The 16,490-nt window shown below is 57.6% G+C and carries 10 protein-coding genes and 1 pseudogene; 7 read left to right on the top strand and 4 right to left on the bottom strand.

The window, feature by feature from the left end; genetic code table 11:
* Positions 1–276 precede the first annotated feature (276 nt).
* Genes M8J71_RS20150 through M8J71_RS20140 form a run of 3 tightly spaced genes read right to left on the bottom strand, consistent with a single transcriptional unit; the run spans position 277 to position 3,009 of the window.
* Entirely contained in the window at positions 277–1,209 is a 933-nt protein-coding gene (locus M8J71_RS20150; protein ID WP_256249569.1) for a cytochrome b/b6 domain-containing protein, read from the bottom strand.
* Positions 1,210–1,251: 42 nt separating this feature from the next.
* Positions 1,252–2,223, bottom strand: coding sequence for an electron transfer flavoprotein subunit alpha/FixB family protein (locus tag M8J71_RS20145; RefSeq protein ID WP_256249568.1), 972 nt, complete (start codon positions 2,221–2,223; stop codon positions 1,252–1,254).
* A gap of 12 nt (positions 2,224–2,235) precedes the next feature.
* The gene (locus M8J71_RS20140; RefSeq protein WP_256249567.1) at positions 2,236–3,009 is read right to left on the bottom strand and encodes an electron transfer flavoprotein subunit beta/FixA family protein; all 774 of its coding nucleotides are present in this window, start codon (positions 3,007–3,009) and stop codon (positions 2,236–2,238) included.
* A 500-nt stretch (positions 3,010–3,509) separates the two neighbouring features.
* On the opposite strand from M8J71_RS20140, the gene M8J71_RS20135 reads away from it, so the two are divergent.
* The 4 genes from M8J71_RS20135 (at position 3,510) to M8J71_RS20120 (ending at position 9,619) form a co-directional block, all read left to right on the top strand.
* Positions 3,510–5,054 (top strand): APC family permease, encoded by a 1,545-nt coding sequence (locus M8J71_RS20135; protein ID WP_256249566.1) that lies wholly within the window; start codon positions 3,510–3,512, stop codon positions 5,052–5,054.
* Positions 5,055–5,822: 768 nt separating this feature from the next.
* Positions 5,823–6,416 carry a short chain dehydrogenase gene (locus M8J71_RS20130; protein ID WP_256249565.1) on the top strand — a complete coding sequence of 198 codons (594 nt, stop codon included), beginning with the start codon at positions 5,823–5,825 and terminating at the stop codon, positions 6,414–6,416.
* Between the two features lie 60 nt (positions 6,417–6,476).
* On the top strand, positions 6,477–7,373 hold the full coding sequence (gene pdxS / locus M8J71_RS20125) for a pyridoxal 5'-phosphate synthase lyase subunit PdxS (protein WP_256249564.1): 897 nt from the start codon (positions 6,477–6,479) through the stop codon (positions 7,371–7,373).
* Between the two features lie 887 nt (positions 7,374–8,260).
* Entirely contained in the window at positions 8,261–9,619 is a 1,359-nt protein-coding gene (locus tag M8J71_RS20120; protein WP_256249563.1) for an MFS transporter, read from the top strand.
* Positions 9,620–9,658: 39 nt separating this feature from the next.
* On the opposite strand, the pseudogene M8J71_RS20115 reads toward M8J71_RS20120, so the two are convergent.
* A pseudogene (locus M8J71_RS20115) lies at positions 9,659–10,877 on the bottom strand (AMP-binding protein); the annotation flags it as partial.
* A 976-nt stretch (positions 10,878–11,853) separates the two neighbouring features.
* Between M8J71_RS20115 and M8J71_RS20110 the strand changes: the two are divergent.
* The 3 genes from M8J71_RS20110 (at position 11,854) to M8J71_RS20100 (ending at position 16,082) form a co-directional block, all read left to right on the top strand.
* Positions 11,854–13,194, top strand: coding sequence for an ABC transporter substrate-binding protein (locus tag M8J71_RS20110; RefSeq protein WP_256249562.1), 1,341 nt, complete (start codon positions 11,854–11,856; stop codon positions 13,192–13,194).
* A 313-nt stretch (positions 13,195–13,507) separates the two neighbouring features.
* Entirely contained in the window at positions 13,508–14,548 is a 1,041-nt protein-coding gene (locus M8J71_RS20105) for a proline racemase family protein (protein ID WP_256249561.1), read from the top strand.
* A 286-nt stretch (positions 14,549–14,834) separates the two neighbouring features.
* Positions 14,835–16,082 carry a D-arabinono-1,4-lactone oxidase gene (locus M8J71_RS20100; protein ID WP_256249560.1) on the top strand — a complete coding sequence of 416 codons (1,248 nt, stop codon included), beginning with the start codon at positions 14,835–14,837 and terminating at the stop codon, positions 16,080–16,082.
* Positions 16,083–16,490: the final 408 nt, after the last annotated feature.

Here is a 16,490-nt window from a genome sequence, read left to right as displayed (position 1 = left end):
GCCGCCGCCCATCCACTCAGCAACGGTACGGACGGCTCCGCGGCTCGCCTCTGAGCAACGCAGCCGCAGCCGCAGCCGTTACTTAGCCGAATCAGCAGGGAACAACGGTAGAGTCTTCAGTCCTCGCAAGGGCTTTGCCTACCCTGCAACTTCGAATTATTTTCCCGGTGAAGGCAGTTAGGTTCTTGGAAAGAGGGCACGCGTCCCTCCTTAAGGGCCTCGGTCCCCTTCACCGGAAGGGGACCGAGGGTAGTGCTTTTTCGGCGGACTGCCTGCCTAGCGGGAAACTTTTCCCATCGTCGAAGCTATAGGCCGAAGCAGCAGTGGACGGGAAGCGAACCATGCTGCCAGCATGATCAGGAGAGATACAGCGAACACGATGAGGCCGGCCCACCCGTCATCGTTTGTTCCTGCGTACATGTGGTTGAGATTCCGCAGGGCGCCCGTAGCGAGGACAAGAAAAACATGGACTACGACAAAGATGACGAAGTAGATCATGACCGGAAGATGAACAGCCCGAGCGATTTCGATGGGGTAGAAACGGTTTAGCTTCGTGGCATTGGCGGGCCATGCGGGCGACATCCTAAGGCCACTGGTTAGTGCCAGCGGAGCCGCTATAAACACCGTTACAAAGTAGGCCAGGACTTGCAGGGAGTTGTAGTTGACCCATCCGTTTTCCGTCGGCCAGTTGAATGAGGCGTACTGCAACAACGCCGATAAAGCGTTGGGAAATACATCCCAGCTTGTCGGAACGATACGGACCCAACGGCCGGTGACGGCGAGCAGAACCACAAAGATCACACCGTTTAGAACCCACAAGGCATCCAGCGTGAGATGGAACCAAAGTTCCAGGCTGATCTTTTTCGGCGGATTTTTCGTCTTGATGAATCCTTTGTTGTTGCGCGTCCAGTGCCCTGACGGCCGGGCCATCGTCCTGACCTGCCACCCGGACCGGATAATCAACAGTAGGAAGAACCCGTTAAGGAAATGCTGCCAGGACAACCATGCGGGCATGCCCGTGGGTGTGTCCGGCGGCAGTTCCGAGTGGCCAGGGTAGGTCCTCATGAATTCAGCTACAGGACCGAGGCCTGTCAGCCACTTGGCTACGAAGACGACAGCAAGCAGCGCGAGAAGAACTGCGGGTACGCCCCAGTAGAGCCTGGACCGTGGGTTGTTCAAAAGCTTCCCAGCCGCCTTAGTTGGTGACATTGCTAGTCGCGCCTTTCTGTTTTCCGTGAGTGGTGGTAAGCGTCAGACCGACCGGGACTCCAGCGCACTGATCAGTTTGGGCACCACAACATCGACATCGCCGACGATGCCAAAGTCTGCAACATCGAAAATGGGAGCATCTTCGTCCTTATTGATGGCAACGATGGTCTTGGCAGTCTCCATCCCGGCCCGGTGTTGGATAGCGCCCGAGATGCCTAATGCGACATAGAGCTTGGGCGAGACCCATACGCCTGTCTGTCCAACCTGATAGGCGTGCGGCACGTAACCTGCATCCACTGCTGCCCGTGAGGCACCTACAGCCGCACCAAGGGCATCCGCAAGTTGCTCCACGAGAACGAAGTTTCCCTTGGACCCGAGACCGCGCCCGCCCGATACGACCTTGTCGGCAGTTCGAAGCTCAGGACGTTCAGAAGCGGAGGCAGGAGAATATGAGTCCACCACTGCGGCCGTCCGCGGATCAACGGTAACCTCAAGTGTTCCGGCCGTGGCGGTCGACGGGCCAGCGGCCTTGACCTCAACAGCCCCTTGTCGCAGGGTCAGGACGGGCAGCCCGTTTTCAATGACTGCATCAACAGAATACTTTCCGCCGTATACCGAATGTGTCGCCACAACCTGGCCGTCGATCAGTTTCATATCAACTACATCAGCGAGAACACCTGTCCCCACCCGTACCGACAGTCGTCCCGCGATTTCTCGCCCGTCAGGGGAATTGGAAATCAGCACGGCAACTGGGTGCAGCTCCCTGACTGCCGCAGTTAGCGCTTCGACGGGTAGTGCCCCCTGCAGATCCCCCGCCCCGCTATTCTTCGCGAACAGTACCGTTTCAGCTCCGAGACTGCCCAAGTACTCGACTACATCCTGGTTGGTTGGGTCCAGGCCGCATACGAGTGCAATGGGCGAACCAAGCTTGGCCGCCGCGGCTAAAAGACCGCCGACAGAACCGCTGACGGAACCAGCACGGGTAACTTCGGCAAGGACTAGTACATTTGACATTTCATTTCTCCTTTAAGCCAAGCGGTTGGTGACCAGGAACTCTGCAAGTTCCTCTGCTGCGGTGCCGTCGTCGATGATCTTCCTGCCGGCGCTGCGTGCGGGACGGGTTTGGGTTGAGAGAACAACAGTGCGGGAAGCGCCCTGCTCGTTTAGCGGCGGCAGGTCCTCAAGACTGAGCACGTTGACCTGCTTACGCTTTGCGCCGAGAATGCCTTTGAAACTTGGAAAGCGGGCCTCGGCTGAGCGTTCCGTCACTGTGATGACGGCAGGAAGGCTTGAGCGAAGCTGCAGGACGCCGTCCTCACCTTGGCGTTGGCCTCGGACATCGCCCTCGGTGATCTCGGCCGACATCAGGCCGCCAAGCAGCGGAAGGCCTAAATGTTCGGCGACCATGGCCGGTACAACGCCGGAGCGGCCATCGGTGGACTCATTGCCCGCCAAGACTAGATCGAAGTCAACCGTCCTAAGAGCGGCTGCGAGAACAGAAGCCGTTTTTGCTGCATCAGCACCCTCCAAGCGCTGATCCAATACGTGGACGGCAGAATCAGCGCCCATAGACAGGCCCCGGCGCAGTGCCTCCAAGGCATCTTTAGGACCCATGGACATGAGGACCACGCTGGTACCTTTGTTCGAGTCCTTGTACTGCAGGGCAACTTCTAAAGCCCGCTCATTAATCTCGTCGAAGACTGCCTCACTCGCCTCACGATCGAGGCGGCCGGTGTTGACGTCGAGTAGACGTTCTTCCGCCGTATCCGCTACCTGCTTGATCAGTACAACAATTTTCATTCTGCAACTCCTTCGAATTGGTGGCTGAGTCAGTGCTGGTCACTCTGACATCCAAAGCCAGTGTGCGACGGCTGTGCGCGACGTAAGACCGCACCTCGGATTTTGATCCAGACCGGCTCCCGTGGACGGCTCAGGACCGGATGTATTTCTTATCCCAACACCCTCCTCGGAGGGTCAACATACCGATAATGGTAATGTACTTTTGCCGTTAAGGATAGTGGATTTTCAGTTCGATGGTTCACTTGAGGGGCGGTATGGGAAGTGGCAGGCCGCCCCCCCCCACTCGGGGGATCATGACGCGGCGGAGGTGGTCCGGTGTCGAAAGTCACAAAGACCGATTGCCATTAACGGTAAATCAGATTAGCCTTTATTCAAGAGCTGGCAGGCGGAATGCCTAGCCGGGCTGAAAGTGACGGAACATGTTCGTCAAGGACCAATCGAGGTTTGCGTCCAGTCAGGATAAGCCCCTGGACCAGACCGCCCAGCATGCGGAGGCTCCCATGTCTAGCCCAACAAACAGCGCCGATGCGGTGCAAAAGTCAAGCATAAAAGTATCGTCTGACGACGACCACCTCAGGGCCCTAGGATACGAGCCAAAGCTCGACCGGAAGATGGGCTTCTGGAGCAACTTTGCTCTCGGATTCATCTACCTTTCCCCAATGGTGGGTGTCGTATCCATCTTCGGTCTCGGCCTCACATCAGCCGGCCCTGCATCCATTTTCTGGATCCTGATCGTTGGCGTAGGCCAACTGTTGGTTGCACTGGTCTTTGGGGAAGTTGTCTCGCAGTTCCCCTTGGCCGGCGGCCTGTATCAGTGGGCCCGTCGTCTATGGAGCGGATCGTACGCCTGGCTCATGTCATGGATCTACACGGCAGGCATCACTATCGGCATTACAACGACCGCGCTGTTCAGTGCCGATTTCGTGGCAAGTCTCTTCCTGGGCACGCCGGAAGAGCCCTCCGTATCGGCGTCACCTTTGCAAAAGTCCTTCATTGCAATAGTGGTCTTGGTAATCTGCCTTCTGTTTAACCTGACCGGCACGCGTACGCTGGCACGTATCTCCAAGATCGGCCTTTTCGCAGAACTCGCAGGTGTCATTCTCCTCGGCCTCTATTTGCTGATCTTCCAACGGAAGAACGACTTGTCCATCCTGTTCGACACCATGGGTACCGTGTCCGAAAACGGCATGGTCGCAGCGTTCCTAGGCGCGTCTCTCGTAGGCCTGTACATGCTTTACGGCTTCGAGTCCTGCGGCGAAATCGCGGAAGAAACGCCCAACCCCGCGCGTATGATCCCCCGCACCATGGCCCTTACGGTCATTGTGGGCGGCGGCTCTGCCTTCCTTGCCTTTGCCGGCTATGTGCTGGCCGCTCCCAACCTGCAAAGCATTGTCAGCGGGGAGACGACCAACCCCATCCCCAACATCCTTCAGGACACACTGGGAACTTTCGGTTCCAAGGTGTTCATCGTTGTTGCACTGACCTCGTTCCTTGCCGGGGTTATGGGGCAACAGACAGCGGTCAGCAGGTTGGTGTATTCCTTCGCCCGCGACGACATGTTCCCGGGGGCTCGCCATCTAGCGAAGGTTAAGAAAAGCAGCCACGTTCCGGTGAACGCCCTTCTGGCCGTAAACGTAGTACCAGTCCTTCTGATCGTTTTTGTGCTCTTCTTCCCCGACTCGCTGTTCCGGATCGCAGCCTTCCAAGTCGTCGCTGTCTACTTCTCATTCCAAATGGTAGTTTTCGCTGCTTTGCGTGCCCGCTCAAAGGGATGGAAGCCGGCAGGGCCTTGGAATCTCGGAAGATGGGGAGCTTTGGTGAACGTGGCGGCACTTGTGTATGGAGTGGCGGCCATCGTTGTCCTGTCAATGCCGTCAGGCGACGAAAGCCTGGCCTTCACAGACAGGTGGATTGCCCTTATCGGCTTCCTGACCGTCGTAGCCGTAGGCACCGTCTACATGCTGGTTGCCAAGCCGCACCGCAAGTCCACGGCGCCTGAGGGTGACGCGATCGAGGTTGCAAGGCTCCTAAGCCAGTCGAAGTAAGACTCCTATCCTGAAGGCGGCGGCTCCGAGATCCGGGGCCGCTGCTTTTTTGAGCCGCAGTCAACCCGATGCAAAACGGGAGCAGTGCAGCCTCCTGAGGAAAGCGCTTCGGCTTCGACTCCAGTAGGGCAGAACAGGAAGTTCGTTGGTGACGGTCATGCTCGTTGTCGCTTTCAGAGTTTGTCAGGATGTCACTGGGCTCGGAATGGACTTCTCTGCTGACGCCTGCCTCTGCTCACCAGAGCTACAAACCGTTCCATCTGCGCCTATTGACATTTGGAGTCTCACGCCCCGGCTGCTTGGACATATGGAATGAACCGGCGGGTGTACGGCGCCGCTAATGTAGTTGGATACGGTCCTTCACTCCGCATTCGGGAGCACCCATGAAAAGGCGCCAGCCTCTGCTCTAAGCCAGCCCCTCTCAAGTGCTATTCGCACATCGGCACACTCCCCCGAAGCGGGTGGTGGTACGTCGCAAACTCCAGCGCTGATCCGCGCAGGCAAGGAACATTACGTTAGCGAAGGGACCCTAATGCCAGCTATGGGGGGCTCCCCTGTTGAATGGCTCCCTTCAACTGATAGAGGTGTGCTGCACGGACCAACGGCTGAGTCCTCGTGATACACCCTCATGCACGGCTGCAGTTGTGACGATGTCAAAGTACTCCCACCGACGTTGCCTATTCCGTCGCCTCGTTAAGGCCCCAGGTGGGCCGCCGTTGCCCACATTTTAGGTACGCAAACAGTTTTATAAGAGTCAGGAAGATCCGTATGAAAGTTTTGGTCGTTGGTGCGAGTGGACGTTTGGGAACGGCAGCCGCGAACGCCTTGGCGGAACGGCACGAAGTCATCCGCGCCTCGCGTTCGGGAGATGTCGAAGTCGACCTGATTGATTCAGTGTCTATTCAAAAAATGTTCGAGAAGGTCGGCAAAGTCGATGCGATTGTGGCGTGCACGGGCTCGGTCCCATTCAAGCCGATGGCAGATCTTTCCGAAGAAGACTTCAATAAGGGTATCCAAGACAAAGTTCTGGGCCAGGTCAACCTGGTGCGCCTGGGCGTGCCCTATCTAAACGACGCAGGTTCCCTGACGCTCACGACTGGCGTCTTGGCGCGAGAGCCCATCAATACAGGTGTCGTCGCTTCCTTGGCCAACGGCGCCCTCGAGTCATTCGTTATGGCTGCAGCTGCAGAACTCCCGCGTGGACTGCGTATCAACGCCGTGAGTCCTTCCGTCTTGGAGGAAGCAACCAATTATCACGATTACTTCCCCGGGTTTTCACGCGTCCCCGCCGAAGTCGTAGGACAGGCGTACGTGAAATCCGTTGACGGAATCCAAACCGGTCGTATTTTTTCACTCGGCTAACGAGACCGCGTCAACACTAACGTTGTAACCTCGCTGCCCCCACTACAGCTACGGAGCATAATGATTACCGACCAGACCCGCACGGGCAGCAGCCGCGTGAAGCGGGGCATGGCTGAGATGCTCAAGGGCGGCGTCATCATGGACGTCGTCAACGTCGAACAGGCCCGCATCGCCGAAGACGCCGGTGCCGTTGCTGTCATGGCGCTGGAACGCGTTCCGGCCGATATCCGCGCCCAGGGCGGCGTCTCCCGCATGTCCGATCCGGACATGATCGACAAGATCATCGACGCCGTGTCCATCCCGGTCATGGCCAAGGCCCGCATCGGCCACTTCGTCGAAGCCCAGATCCTGCAGTCACTGGGCGTGGACTACATTGACGAGTCCGAGGTCCTGACCCCGGCCGACTACGTCAACCACATCGACAAGTGGAACTTCACCGTTCCCTTCGTCTGCGGTGCCACCAACCTCGGTGAGGCGCTGCGCCGCATCAACGAGGGCGCGGCAATGATCCGCTCCAAGGGCGAGGCCGGCACCGGCGACGTCTCCAACGCCACAGGCCACATGCGCCAGATCCGCTCCGAGATCGCCAAGCTCGCCGCCCTGCCCGAGGACGAGCTCTACGTCGCGGCCAAGGAACTGCAGGCCCCGTACGAACTGGTCAAGGAAGTCGCCGCTGCCGGCAAGCTTCCCGTGGTCCTGTTCACCGCCGGCGGCATCGCCACCCCGGCCGACGCCGCCATGATGATGCAGCTCGGCGCCGACGGCGTGTTCGTCGGTTCCGGCATCTTCAAGTCCGGCAACCCCGCCCAGCGTGCCGCCGCCGTCGTGAAGGCCACCACCTTCTACGACGACCCCGACGTCATCGCCAAGGCCTCCCGCGGCCTGGGCGAAGCCATGGTAGGCATCAACGTCGACGAGATCCCCCAACCCCACCGCCTCGCCCAACGCGGCTGGTAATTCAGCCATGGCGAACCTGGAGGTGAGAGGCGTTCCTTCCGGGCAAGTCCATGCTCGAAGGGACGGCTTTGACTCCATGCCGAGAACGCGATGACGCTGAGACCTGGTCTCTGCCCGCTGTGGCTTATCCGGACCGAGGGGAATGAATGGAACCACCTGACAGGCAGAAACGGCAGCATGGGGGCGAAGACCAAGGTTCGAATTCCAAACCTGTAGCGAAGCTACTCACGTCCACGGAAGCATCGTTGTCCTCCTAAGGGAGCGTTCCAGAGCCACGAGAAACGATATGTTGCATCTTCCTCATTACCTTAGCTCGGGTCGGCAGAGTTCCGATGTGATATTTTACGACCCCCTCGCTACAGCAAGTCTTCAACCCGCCCAGCTGCGCCCTTTGGGCACCATTGGCTCCCGTAGACGGGAGTCCAAAAACCAACACACGCCCAAGGGGAGAAAAGCGCGCCGGGCAGAAGCCATAGATGCGGTCGTCCGCGAACTGGTGCAGCTGTCGCTTCGGAAGCATGATGACAGCAGTGGGACCGGAGCGAACGGTGGAGCCAGATGAACTGGATTAGCGGGCAGTCTGCTTATCTCCGTCCCAGCCACACTTTTCGTCATCGTCATCGTGGATCCCTTTGGAACAGTACCTCTGTTTATATCCTTGACCTCGGCTTGACGGTACTACCCGCGGACGCACGGTCCGTAGGTAGGGACTATCACCTCGCCGTGGTTCCTCTCCCCCACAGGGACTGTCTCAAACGAACGCAGTGCTTCTTCAAAAGGGAGGCAACCTTTAGGGGAAAGCTTGCTGTTCCTACGTCCCCCGATGGGGATTATGGCAAGCTTGGCGACTTCTCTCCCTCATCACCGGCTATCAGGAAGAGTCCTTAGTGGCCGTCTTTCGCGAGACTATCGAGCGAACAAATAGCGTCACCTACCACCCCGGACTCTATGACGAGTTCCTTGCAGCGAGGACTACCTACATGCAGAGTGAAGCCAATGAACTTGAGGTCGCTCCGTCGATGGCTTGGCACAAGGATTCAAGCAGTAAACGGCGCTCCCGGCTTCCGCTTGTTGTCTACGTACTAGCGGTAGGCGCCTTTCTCATGGTGACTAGTGAATTTGTGGTGGCCGGCGTTCTCGGGCAGATCGCAGAAGACCTAGAAGTTGGAGTGGCCGAGGCCGGGGCCTTATTCACAACCTTTGCTATCGGGATGGTCGTGGGCGCGCCGCTGATGGCAATGCTTACTATAGCGATGCCGAAGCGTATGACTTTGGTTTCGGCTCTGATTGTCTTCATCGTGATGCATGTGATCGTAGCCGTAGGCCAAGACCTCACAGCGGTCTTGGTGGCGCGGTTCGTCAGTGCTCTAGCCACAGGTGCGTTCTGGTCGGTATCCGCCGTGGTGGCCACAGCAGCCTCTGAGCCGTCATCCGCCGCCCGCGCAGTAGGGGTAGTAGGTACTGGTGGCGCCGTTGCCACAGTGCTTGGCGTTCCCGCCGGCGCCTTCGTTGCTCAGTTGATCGGATGGCGAGGAACGTTCTGGGTGCTGGCGGGAGCCGCGGTTCTAGCCACCGTCCTCGTGGCTTCACTGGTCCCGAAAGTCGCACCAGTCCATTCGTCGAATTCATTCGTGAGCCAGTTTTATGGTGTCCGGTCGGGACGTCTCTGGCTGGTATTAGCTGCCTGCACCACAATTTCCGCCGGCGTATTTGCTACTTATGCATACATCACACCAATACTCACCGATTACGTCGGAATCGCTGGACCCCAAGTCCCGCTAGTGCTGACGGGATTCGGACTTAGCTTGGTCGTCGGCACGCTCCTTATCGGTCGTTTCGGTGACGCTCACTGGAGTTTGATCATTTTAGTTACGCCAGCCACCACAGCGATCCTGCTACTTGGGATTAGTTCGTCGGGCGATGCGCCTTGGCTGGCCGTCGCACTTGTAACAATGCTGGGTTTGTTCGGCCTAAGCGCTAACAGCCTCCTGATCCACCTCGCGGTCAGATTTGCCGGCCAGTCAGCTACCCTGGGCTCTGCACTGAGCATTTCCGCTCTCAACGCGGGCACCGCCCTGGGCACGGCCATGGCACGAGTCACCTTAGAGTCCCCACTCGGGATGCGTGGGCCAGCACTCGTTGGAGCGATCATGGTCGCCTTGACACTACTACCGGCCGGCTCCCTCGCTCTGGCCAGCAGGAGGTCCAAGGCTTTGCCAGCTGACTTTCTTGCAGGGCGGGATTAAGATCCAGCAGGCGCGACGGAGTAACTTGCCGGTCCTCGTCTACGCCTGCCGGAGCTTGTTAGTCACGTGCTCCGGAACTTTGGGGTTTTCAATGGTGGCGGGCACCTCGTAGTCCTCTCCGTCTGTGATCTGACGCTGGTTTTCCGGAGGATCTTGCCCGATCTCGTTTTAGGCAGGGCCTCCACGACTGCCACCTGTTTGAAGTCGGCAACGGCTCCGATGTCCCGGCGGACCAAAGCAATCAATTCTTGGACCAAAAGTTCTTCCGTCAACTCCACTCCCGACTTGAGCACCACGTACCCGCTCGGCCGTTGGCCCTTAAGGGGATCCGAGAGGCCGATTACCGCACATTCAACGACCGCAGGGTGCTGTCCGAGGATCTGCTCTATGGCTCCGGTTGAGAGCCGGTGGCCGGCGACGTTGATGATGTCGTCTGTTCGACCCATCACGTATACGTATCCGTCCTTGTCGCGATATCCGGAGCCTCCTGTGGCATAGCAGCCCTCGAACGCCCGTAAATACGATGAGATATATCGCTCGTCGTTACCCCAGAGAGTCATAAGTGCGCCCGGAGGAAGCAGCAGTTAGAGCACAATGTTGCCTTCTGTCTCAACTCCGACGTCCACCCCCATGCCGTCTACGATTCTGAGCTTGAACCCTGGCATGGGCACGCTTGGAGAACCTGCCTTTATCGGCAATGGCTCCATTCCCCCGGGTTTGCGCAAATAGCCCAGCCTGTCTCGGTCTGCCACCAGTGATCTACCACCGGGACACCCAGTGCTTGTATGGCCCACTGAAATGTGTCCGTGTCCAACCGTTCCCCGGCAGCGAAAAGAGTCCGCAGGCTGGAGACATCGTAATCCTTCAGCAGACTCGCGCCCGGGTCAGCCCTCCGAATGGCGCGCAGAGCGGTGGAGGCGGTAAACCGCGCATTGACCTGGTGTTCTTGGATGACGCGCCAGAAAGCCCCCGCATCCGGTGTACCCACGGGTTTTCCCTCAAAGAGGACTGTCGTGCTGCCTGCCAGTAACGGCCCATAGATGGTGTAGGAGTGCCCCACCACCCAGCCCACGTCCGAAGCTGTTTACATCACGTCCCCGGGTCCGATGTCGTACATGTTCTCCATCGTCCAGCTGAGCGCCACAGCGTGGCCGCCATTATCGCGCACTACTCCTTTGGGAGCCCCGGCGGTTCCGGAAGTATAAAGGATGTAAAGCGGATCGGTGGTTGCGACCTGCACCGGTGCTGCTGGCACTGCTCTGTAGTAGCTAGCCTGGATTGTCCGTTGCAACATTTTCAGCACAACCTCGTCGCAGAACCTCTTTCCGAAACAACAGGGTTCGGCCATATGAGTAGCTGGGCGGCAGAGATATCGAGCCCCGAGCCGCACTTGTGCGGGCGGAAGAGGACCGGCAAGTTCTGGCGACGCCGGGAGTCCGCAAGCCTAAAGTGGCACACGTATTTCAGCATCAACAACAGGGGTATAGAAATGGCCCGACCCAGCCATGCGGACTGATTCACCTTTGCTTAGTGCCGAGCGGACGGCGTCCCGGACCCCGATCTCCGCACCCGGGTGGCGGGCCTCTCTAGGGATGAACCTCTGATTCTGTCCCCTGTTACGCCGTTCAGCAGCTTCTGACGATGTCCGTGGAGGACTAGAAACTTCTCGAGCATAAACACCCATCGTTTCTAGCTGTGGCGGTTAGTACGCGCCGTTGTCGCCGCTGGTGATCCGAGGACAGATCATCTTCTTAGCTGCGGCACCGAGCGCGCCACCTACCGTATAAGGTAACATCGAGTGATTAAAATGGCCATATCAACTTGCCATTTCTTGCCATTTTTCGCCTCAGTTGCGTCTTCAGCCTTGCCGGACTACACAATTACCCCTAAAGCACTATCCAGAAATGGTTACTTCCACTATCCTTTACATGTACACGACCCCGCCGGCGGTTGCTGCCGCAACTGAACCCTGTGGTGGGCAGACAATTGGAGCAATCATGCATTCAGGACAACTTACGGATGTGGGACGCAGGCGCTTTATGCAGTTGAGCGCGCTCGGTGTAGGAGCCTTGGGAGTCAGCCTCAGTGCCTGCACGTCGGGTGGGAACACTTCACCCCGGCCTTCAGGCCCGTCGGGACCAGCCCAGCGAGGTGGTCACTTGCGTGTCGGTGCTTCTGGGGGCGCCGCTACTGACACACTGGACCCCCATTTGGGAACCAGTAATACGGACTACATGCGCTTGCCCCAGGTTTATGATCCGCTGGTCAAGCTTTCTCATGACGGAAAAGGCATCAAGTACTTCCTCGCGGAGTCCCTGAAGGTTGACGCGCAAGGCACGAAATGGACAGTAAAAGTGCGCCCTAATGCCAGAACGCATGATGGCAATCCGTTCACGGCCGAAGACGTGTTGTGGAATTTCAGGCGCATTGTTGAGAACAACTACCAAGGGGCAGTGCCTTTGGGGCCGATCAACATCGGCGCTTCCCGCATAGTAGACAGCACGACTTTGGAACTGGCTTTCAATTCGCCTTTTACTATTCTCGAAGAAGTGCTCGCCGCACTGCCTTTCTACTACATGGCTCCTCGAAACTGGACGGCTGACAAGCCCGTGGGCACTGGCCCGTTTGTCCTGGACTCCTTTAAACCAGGCGTCAGCAGCTCCGTGAAGCGCTTTGACGGATATTGGGATTCCGGCAAACCCTACCTGGATCAGATCACGGTCCTGAACATGGCGGACGAAACCACCCAGGTGAACGCTCTTCAAAATGGACAGGTAGAGGCTATCAATTACCTCTCTGCCCAGTCGGTACGTCAGGTCCAAGCGGGAAACTACCAAGTGATTATTTCCAAGACCGGCGCGTGGGCGCCCATTACAGTGCGCTGCGACACAGCCCCTTTCGATAACCCAAAGGTACGGGAGGCGCTCCGCTTGGTGATCGACCGCCAGCAGATTAACCAAAATGTCTACGGTGGCTATGGGACAATCGCCAATGATGTATTCGGCGTGGACGACCCACTCTCCGCCGGCGTTCCCCCGAGGAACCGGGATGTAGGCAGAGCCAAGGAGCTGCTCACTGAGGCCGGACATCAAAACCTGAAGCTCACGCTGATCACAAATGATGTCGTTCCGGCGCAGCGCAGCGTCGCTACTCTCTTCGCAGCCCAGGCGAAAGAGGCGGGCATCGATGTATCGGTGGAATTCCAGACAGCAACGACTTTCTTCGCTCAGAGTTATTTGAAGGCACCGTTCACCCAGGACTACTGGTATTACGTGCCGTATCTGGCCAACGTTGCGGGAGCTACGCTTTCGACCGCTCCCTTCAATGCCACGGCATTCCATGATGATGAATACGACCAGCTATTCCAAAAGGCCATTTCTACACTCGATGCCAAGGAACGTGCTGGCTACGTCCAGGCGATGCAGAAAATCGACTACGACCGCGGAGGAAACATCATCCCTGTGTTCTACCCCATAATCGATGCAGTCACTCCCAAAGTCGGCGGCGTAGTTGAAGACATTTCGGGTTTTCCATTGGGCAACAATACATACCAGGACATCTGGCTCCAGCCTTGACCTGTCAATGTCCGATAAAGCCCATATTAGAGCCAGGCTCATGAGGTCGAGGACTGAAGTGGACCAGAGTCTTGCTGCCGCACGGAGCTTGGCCTTGAGGCAAGCGAAAACCGAACGGACAAACTCGCTAGTCGTAGTCCAGTTGGTTGTTGCCACAAGGCTGTTGTACTAAGACACCAGCGAGACGAAAAGCAGAGCTGGGAACACGCTGCGAACAGCAAAAAGTTGCGATCGGAGCGTTTCCTAGCAGTGCGCTGGACTTGGGGACCAGTGGGCTTCCCAACTACATTTTTCAAAAACCAAAGGAGATCTCATGGGTGCCTTCACTGAAAATAAGACGTTTCCGGATCTTGACGAGACGCACATGGTTACTTTGGACGTCCTTGACGCCCACGCGGGGGGAAATCCTACTCGAGTGCTCACAGGAGGCTTCCCAAAGCTAGCGGCAAAAAGCGTGGCTCACGCTCAGGCCGAATTCCGTGAACGGTTCGACTACATCCGTACTGCCTTGGTTCTTGAACCTCGCGGTGGTGCTCTTACAAGCGCGGCCGTCTTGGTTGAACCGGGTGATGAGCGGGCAGACATAGGTCTTTTTTTCATGGAAGCACATGGCTACCTGGACATGTGTGGAAGTGACACTATCGCCGCAGTCACCGCACTCTTGGAGTCAGGGGCAATCTCTATGGCGGAACCGTTGACACATTTGGTGATTGAGACCCCGGCGGGGCTCGTGGAGGCCGCAGCCAGTGTTGGCGGCGGCCGCGTGAAAAGTGTGACCTTTACGAACATCCCGGCTCACTGCATTGCGCTGGATCAAGAAATTGACCTTTCTGATGGCCATCAGGTGGCGTTTGATATTGCATGGGGGGGCAACTACTTTGCGCTTGTAGATGCAACGAACCTCGGCATGAGCGTCAAAAGGGACATCCACGCTCTGAAGAGTATGGGTATAGCACTACTGAGCAAACTTGAAAAATCCTCAGCAGCATCGTTTCGGCGAGTGGATCACGTCCTCTTTTACAACGAGCCACCGGAGCCTGGAGGGGCTTGGCCGATTGTCGTAATCGTCGCACCCGGGACTGTCGACCGCTCTCCCTGCGGAACGGGCACGACAGCGCGAATCGCATCGCTGGTCGCCCGAGGGGTCATGCGTTCTGGGGAATCTCTAACTCATGAGGGACCCCTGGGCGAATCTTTCACCGGGCTTGTGGACCGCGTGGAGCAGTTGAGCACGAACCTTCAAGTAACTGTGAAGATAACGGGTCGGGGCTACGTGATTGGCAGCGGAAAGGTACACATATACGGTGACGATCCGCTGCGAGCCGGGTTCTCCATCCCGGAACTCCCGCTTTGATGGAAGTACTAGGGATCTCGACCAGGCCTCGGCCTTCGCGGCGATTTCAATAATGGGCCGTTTACACTCGGAAAGATCACTACTCCCATCATGTCCATCGCTATCCCGTGGAGCTTTGTCTTCTCCGCAATGCAGATTCTTCAACACCCCGTAACGACGAGCATCGGCATAGACAGTGTCATTGCCGTGGACAGGTGTTTGAGTTCCTGATCGTGGCTCAAAGCGACGCCGTCCAACAGTTCAGGTAAAGGAACAAATAAGAGTGATCTATCGAAGGAGTACGGACATGACATCGGCAACGAACAGTTGGACAAACTGGGGCCAGAACCAGACCTTTGTCCCCACCAAACGGCAGAGGGCATACTCAGCCGAAGACGTGGTGAATTTGGTCTCCTCAGCAGCGCATAATGGTTCAACCGTTCGTGCCGCCGGAAGCGGTCACTCCTACACACCAGTCGTCGAAACCCAGACATTGATCGATATCAGTCCGATGAGCGGGCTCATCCGCATCGACCCAGAAAAGAATATAGCAACCATCGCCGCCGGCACCTGCCTCAAGGATATGGGCCGTCTTCTGTGGGAAGCCGGATACTCCACCCTCAACCAAGGCGACACTGACGCCCAAACCATCGCTGGTGCAACAGCAACAGGGACCAAAGGCTCAGGCGCACGCTTCGGCAGTCTGTCGTCAGCCATAACCGGCATGCGGGTCGTTACCGCTTCAGGCGAAACCGTCAATATCGACGAGAGCACACCGCAACTGCTCAGAGCAGCCCAAGTTTCTATCGGCCTGCTCGGCGTGGTCACCGAGATCGATCTGCGCGTCACCCCGGCATACTGCCTCAAAGAGGACAATACTGTCCTGCATGTCGACGACCTGATCGACCGCTGGGATGACTGTGTTGAACAATACCGGCACTTCTCCTTTTTTTGGGCTCCCACAGATGCTTCATCCGTCCTGTACGACCTTCCTGCAATCCCCGCTGACCATGCATGGGTAAAATTTCTCGCTGAAGTGCCAAAGCTGGACGAAAACGGTTCCGAGCGGCCTTCGATTGCAGGCGAATGGGGAAATCGCACAGGGCACTCACACCTCGTCTACCCCGACATATCCGACGCCGAGGGGTCCGGCTATGTAGAACTCGAATACATGGTGCCGGCCCATGAAGGACGCGACGCGTTCCTTGCCGTCAGGGATCTCATGCTGCACAAGTTTCCCGAAGAACTATCGCCAGTCCAGGTCCGATGGCAACAACGAGACAACGCCTACCTTTCTGCTCAGTACGAGCAGGACACAGTTTCCATTTCGGTGTCAGGCCTCCTGACGCGCGACTACCATTCCTTCCTCAAAGCAGTAGACCACGTACTCCAGCAATGGGACGCGCGGCCCCATTGGGGCAAGATGCACTATCTTGACGCCCGCCGGGTAAGGGCACTCTATCCCGCACTCGACAAGTTCTTGGAGATCCGGCAAAAGTTCGACCCCGATGGAATTTTTCTAAATAACCACTTCCGCGAAATGTTCGATATCTGAACAGTTCGCTTGGAATCAGGCCGTTCCAGCCATTATTGACTGGGGCGGCTCTGTCATTCAGTGAAGTCGAGGTCGGCGCTAACTGCCAGCGGAACATCCTGCCTCCGATTCCATCGCGAAACATCTGACGTCGAGACGCCAGAAATGGCGGGCTTCAACAGTGCCACTCAGGGAACCAGCACGAAAGCTTGACACGCGCCGACTTCCCCCGGAGCGGATAGCTGTTTGACCCCCAGACCCTGACTCTTTTGCGAAAACGATCGTTCCTTGGACACGCCCGCGGTACTGCAGCGGCATAGGCCGCCTTCAGCTATCAAGAAGTGGGAGCCTCTGGCCCTCATCCGGGGTACACCCCAACCTGTCGTAAAGGCTTCTTACAAGGGAGGATTCACCTGCCGGTGGGGGGCT

Origin of the sequence: Pseudarthrobacter sp. R1 (assembly GCF_024494415.1) — a bacterium.
Taxonomy (GTDB): domain Bacteria; phylum Actinomycetota; class Actinomycetes; order Actinomycetales; family Micrococcaceae; genus Arthrobacter.
This window is presented reverse-complemented; position numbering and strand designations above follow the sequence as displayed.

Bases quoted from the DNA above. Each gene is read 5' to 3' on its own strand.
- M8J71_RS20150 (WP_256249569.1), bottom strand. From the start codon at position 1,209: ATGTCACCAACTAAGGCGGCTGGGAAGCTTTTGAACAACCCACGGTCC.
- M8J71_RS20110 (WP_256249562.1), top strand. From the start codon at position 11,854: ATGCGCTTGCCCCAGGTTTATGATCCGCTGGTCAAGCTTTCTCATGAC.
- M8J71_RS20140 (WP_256249567.1), bottom strand. From the start codon at position 3,009: ATGAAAATTGTTGTACTGATCAAGCAGGTAGCGGATACGGCGGAAGAA.
- M8J71_RS20100 (WP_256249560.1), top strand. From the start codon at position 14,835: ATGACATCGGCAACGAACAGTTGGACAAACTGGGGCCAGAACCAGACC.
- M8J71_RS20145 (WP_256249568.1), bottom strand. From the start codon at position 2,223: ATGTCAAATGTACTAGTCCTTGCCGAAGTTACCCGTGCTGGTTCCGTC.
- M8J71_RS20105 (WP_256249561.1), top strand. From the start codon at position 13,508: ATGGGTGCCTTCACTGAAAATAAGACGTTTCCGGATCTTGACGAGACG.
- M8J71_RS20130 (WP_256249565.1), top strand. From the start codon at position 5,823: ATGAAAGTTTTGGTCGTTGGTGCGAGTGGACGTTTGGGAACGGCAGCC.
- pdxS (WP_256249564.1), top strand. From the start codon at position 6,477: ATGATTACCGACCAGACCCGCACGGGCAGCAGCCGCGTGAAGCGGGGC.
- M8J71_RS20135 (WP_256249566.1), top strand. From the start codon at position 3,510: ATGTCTAGCCCAACAAACAGCGCCGATGCGGTGCAAAAGTCAAGCATA.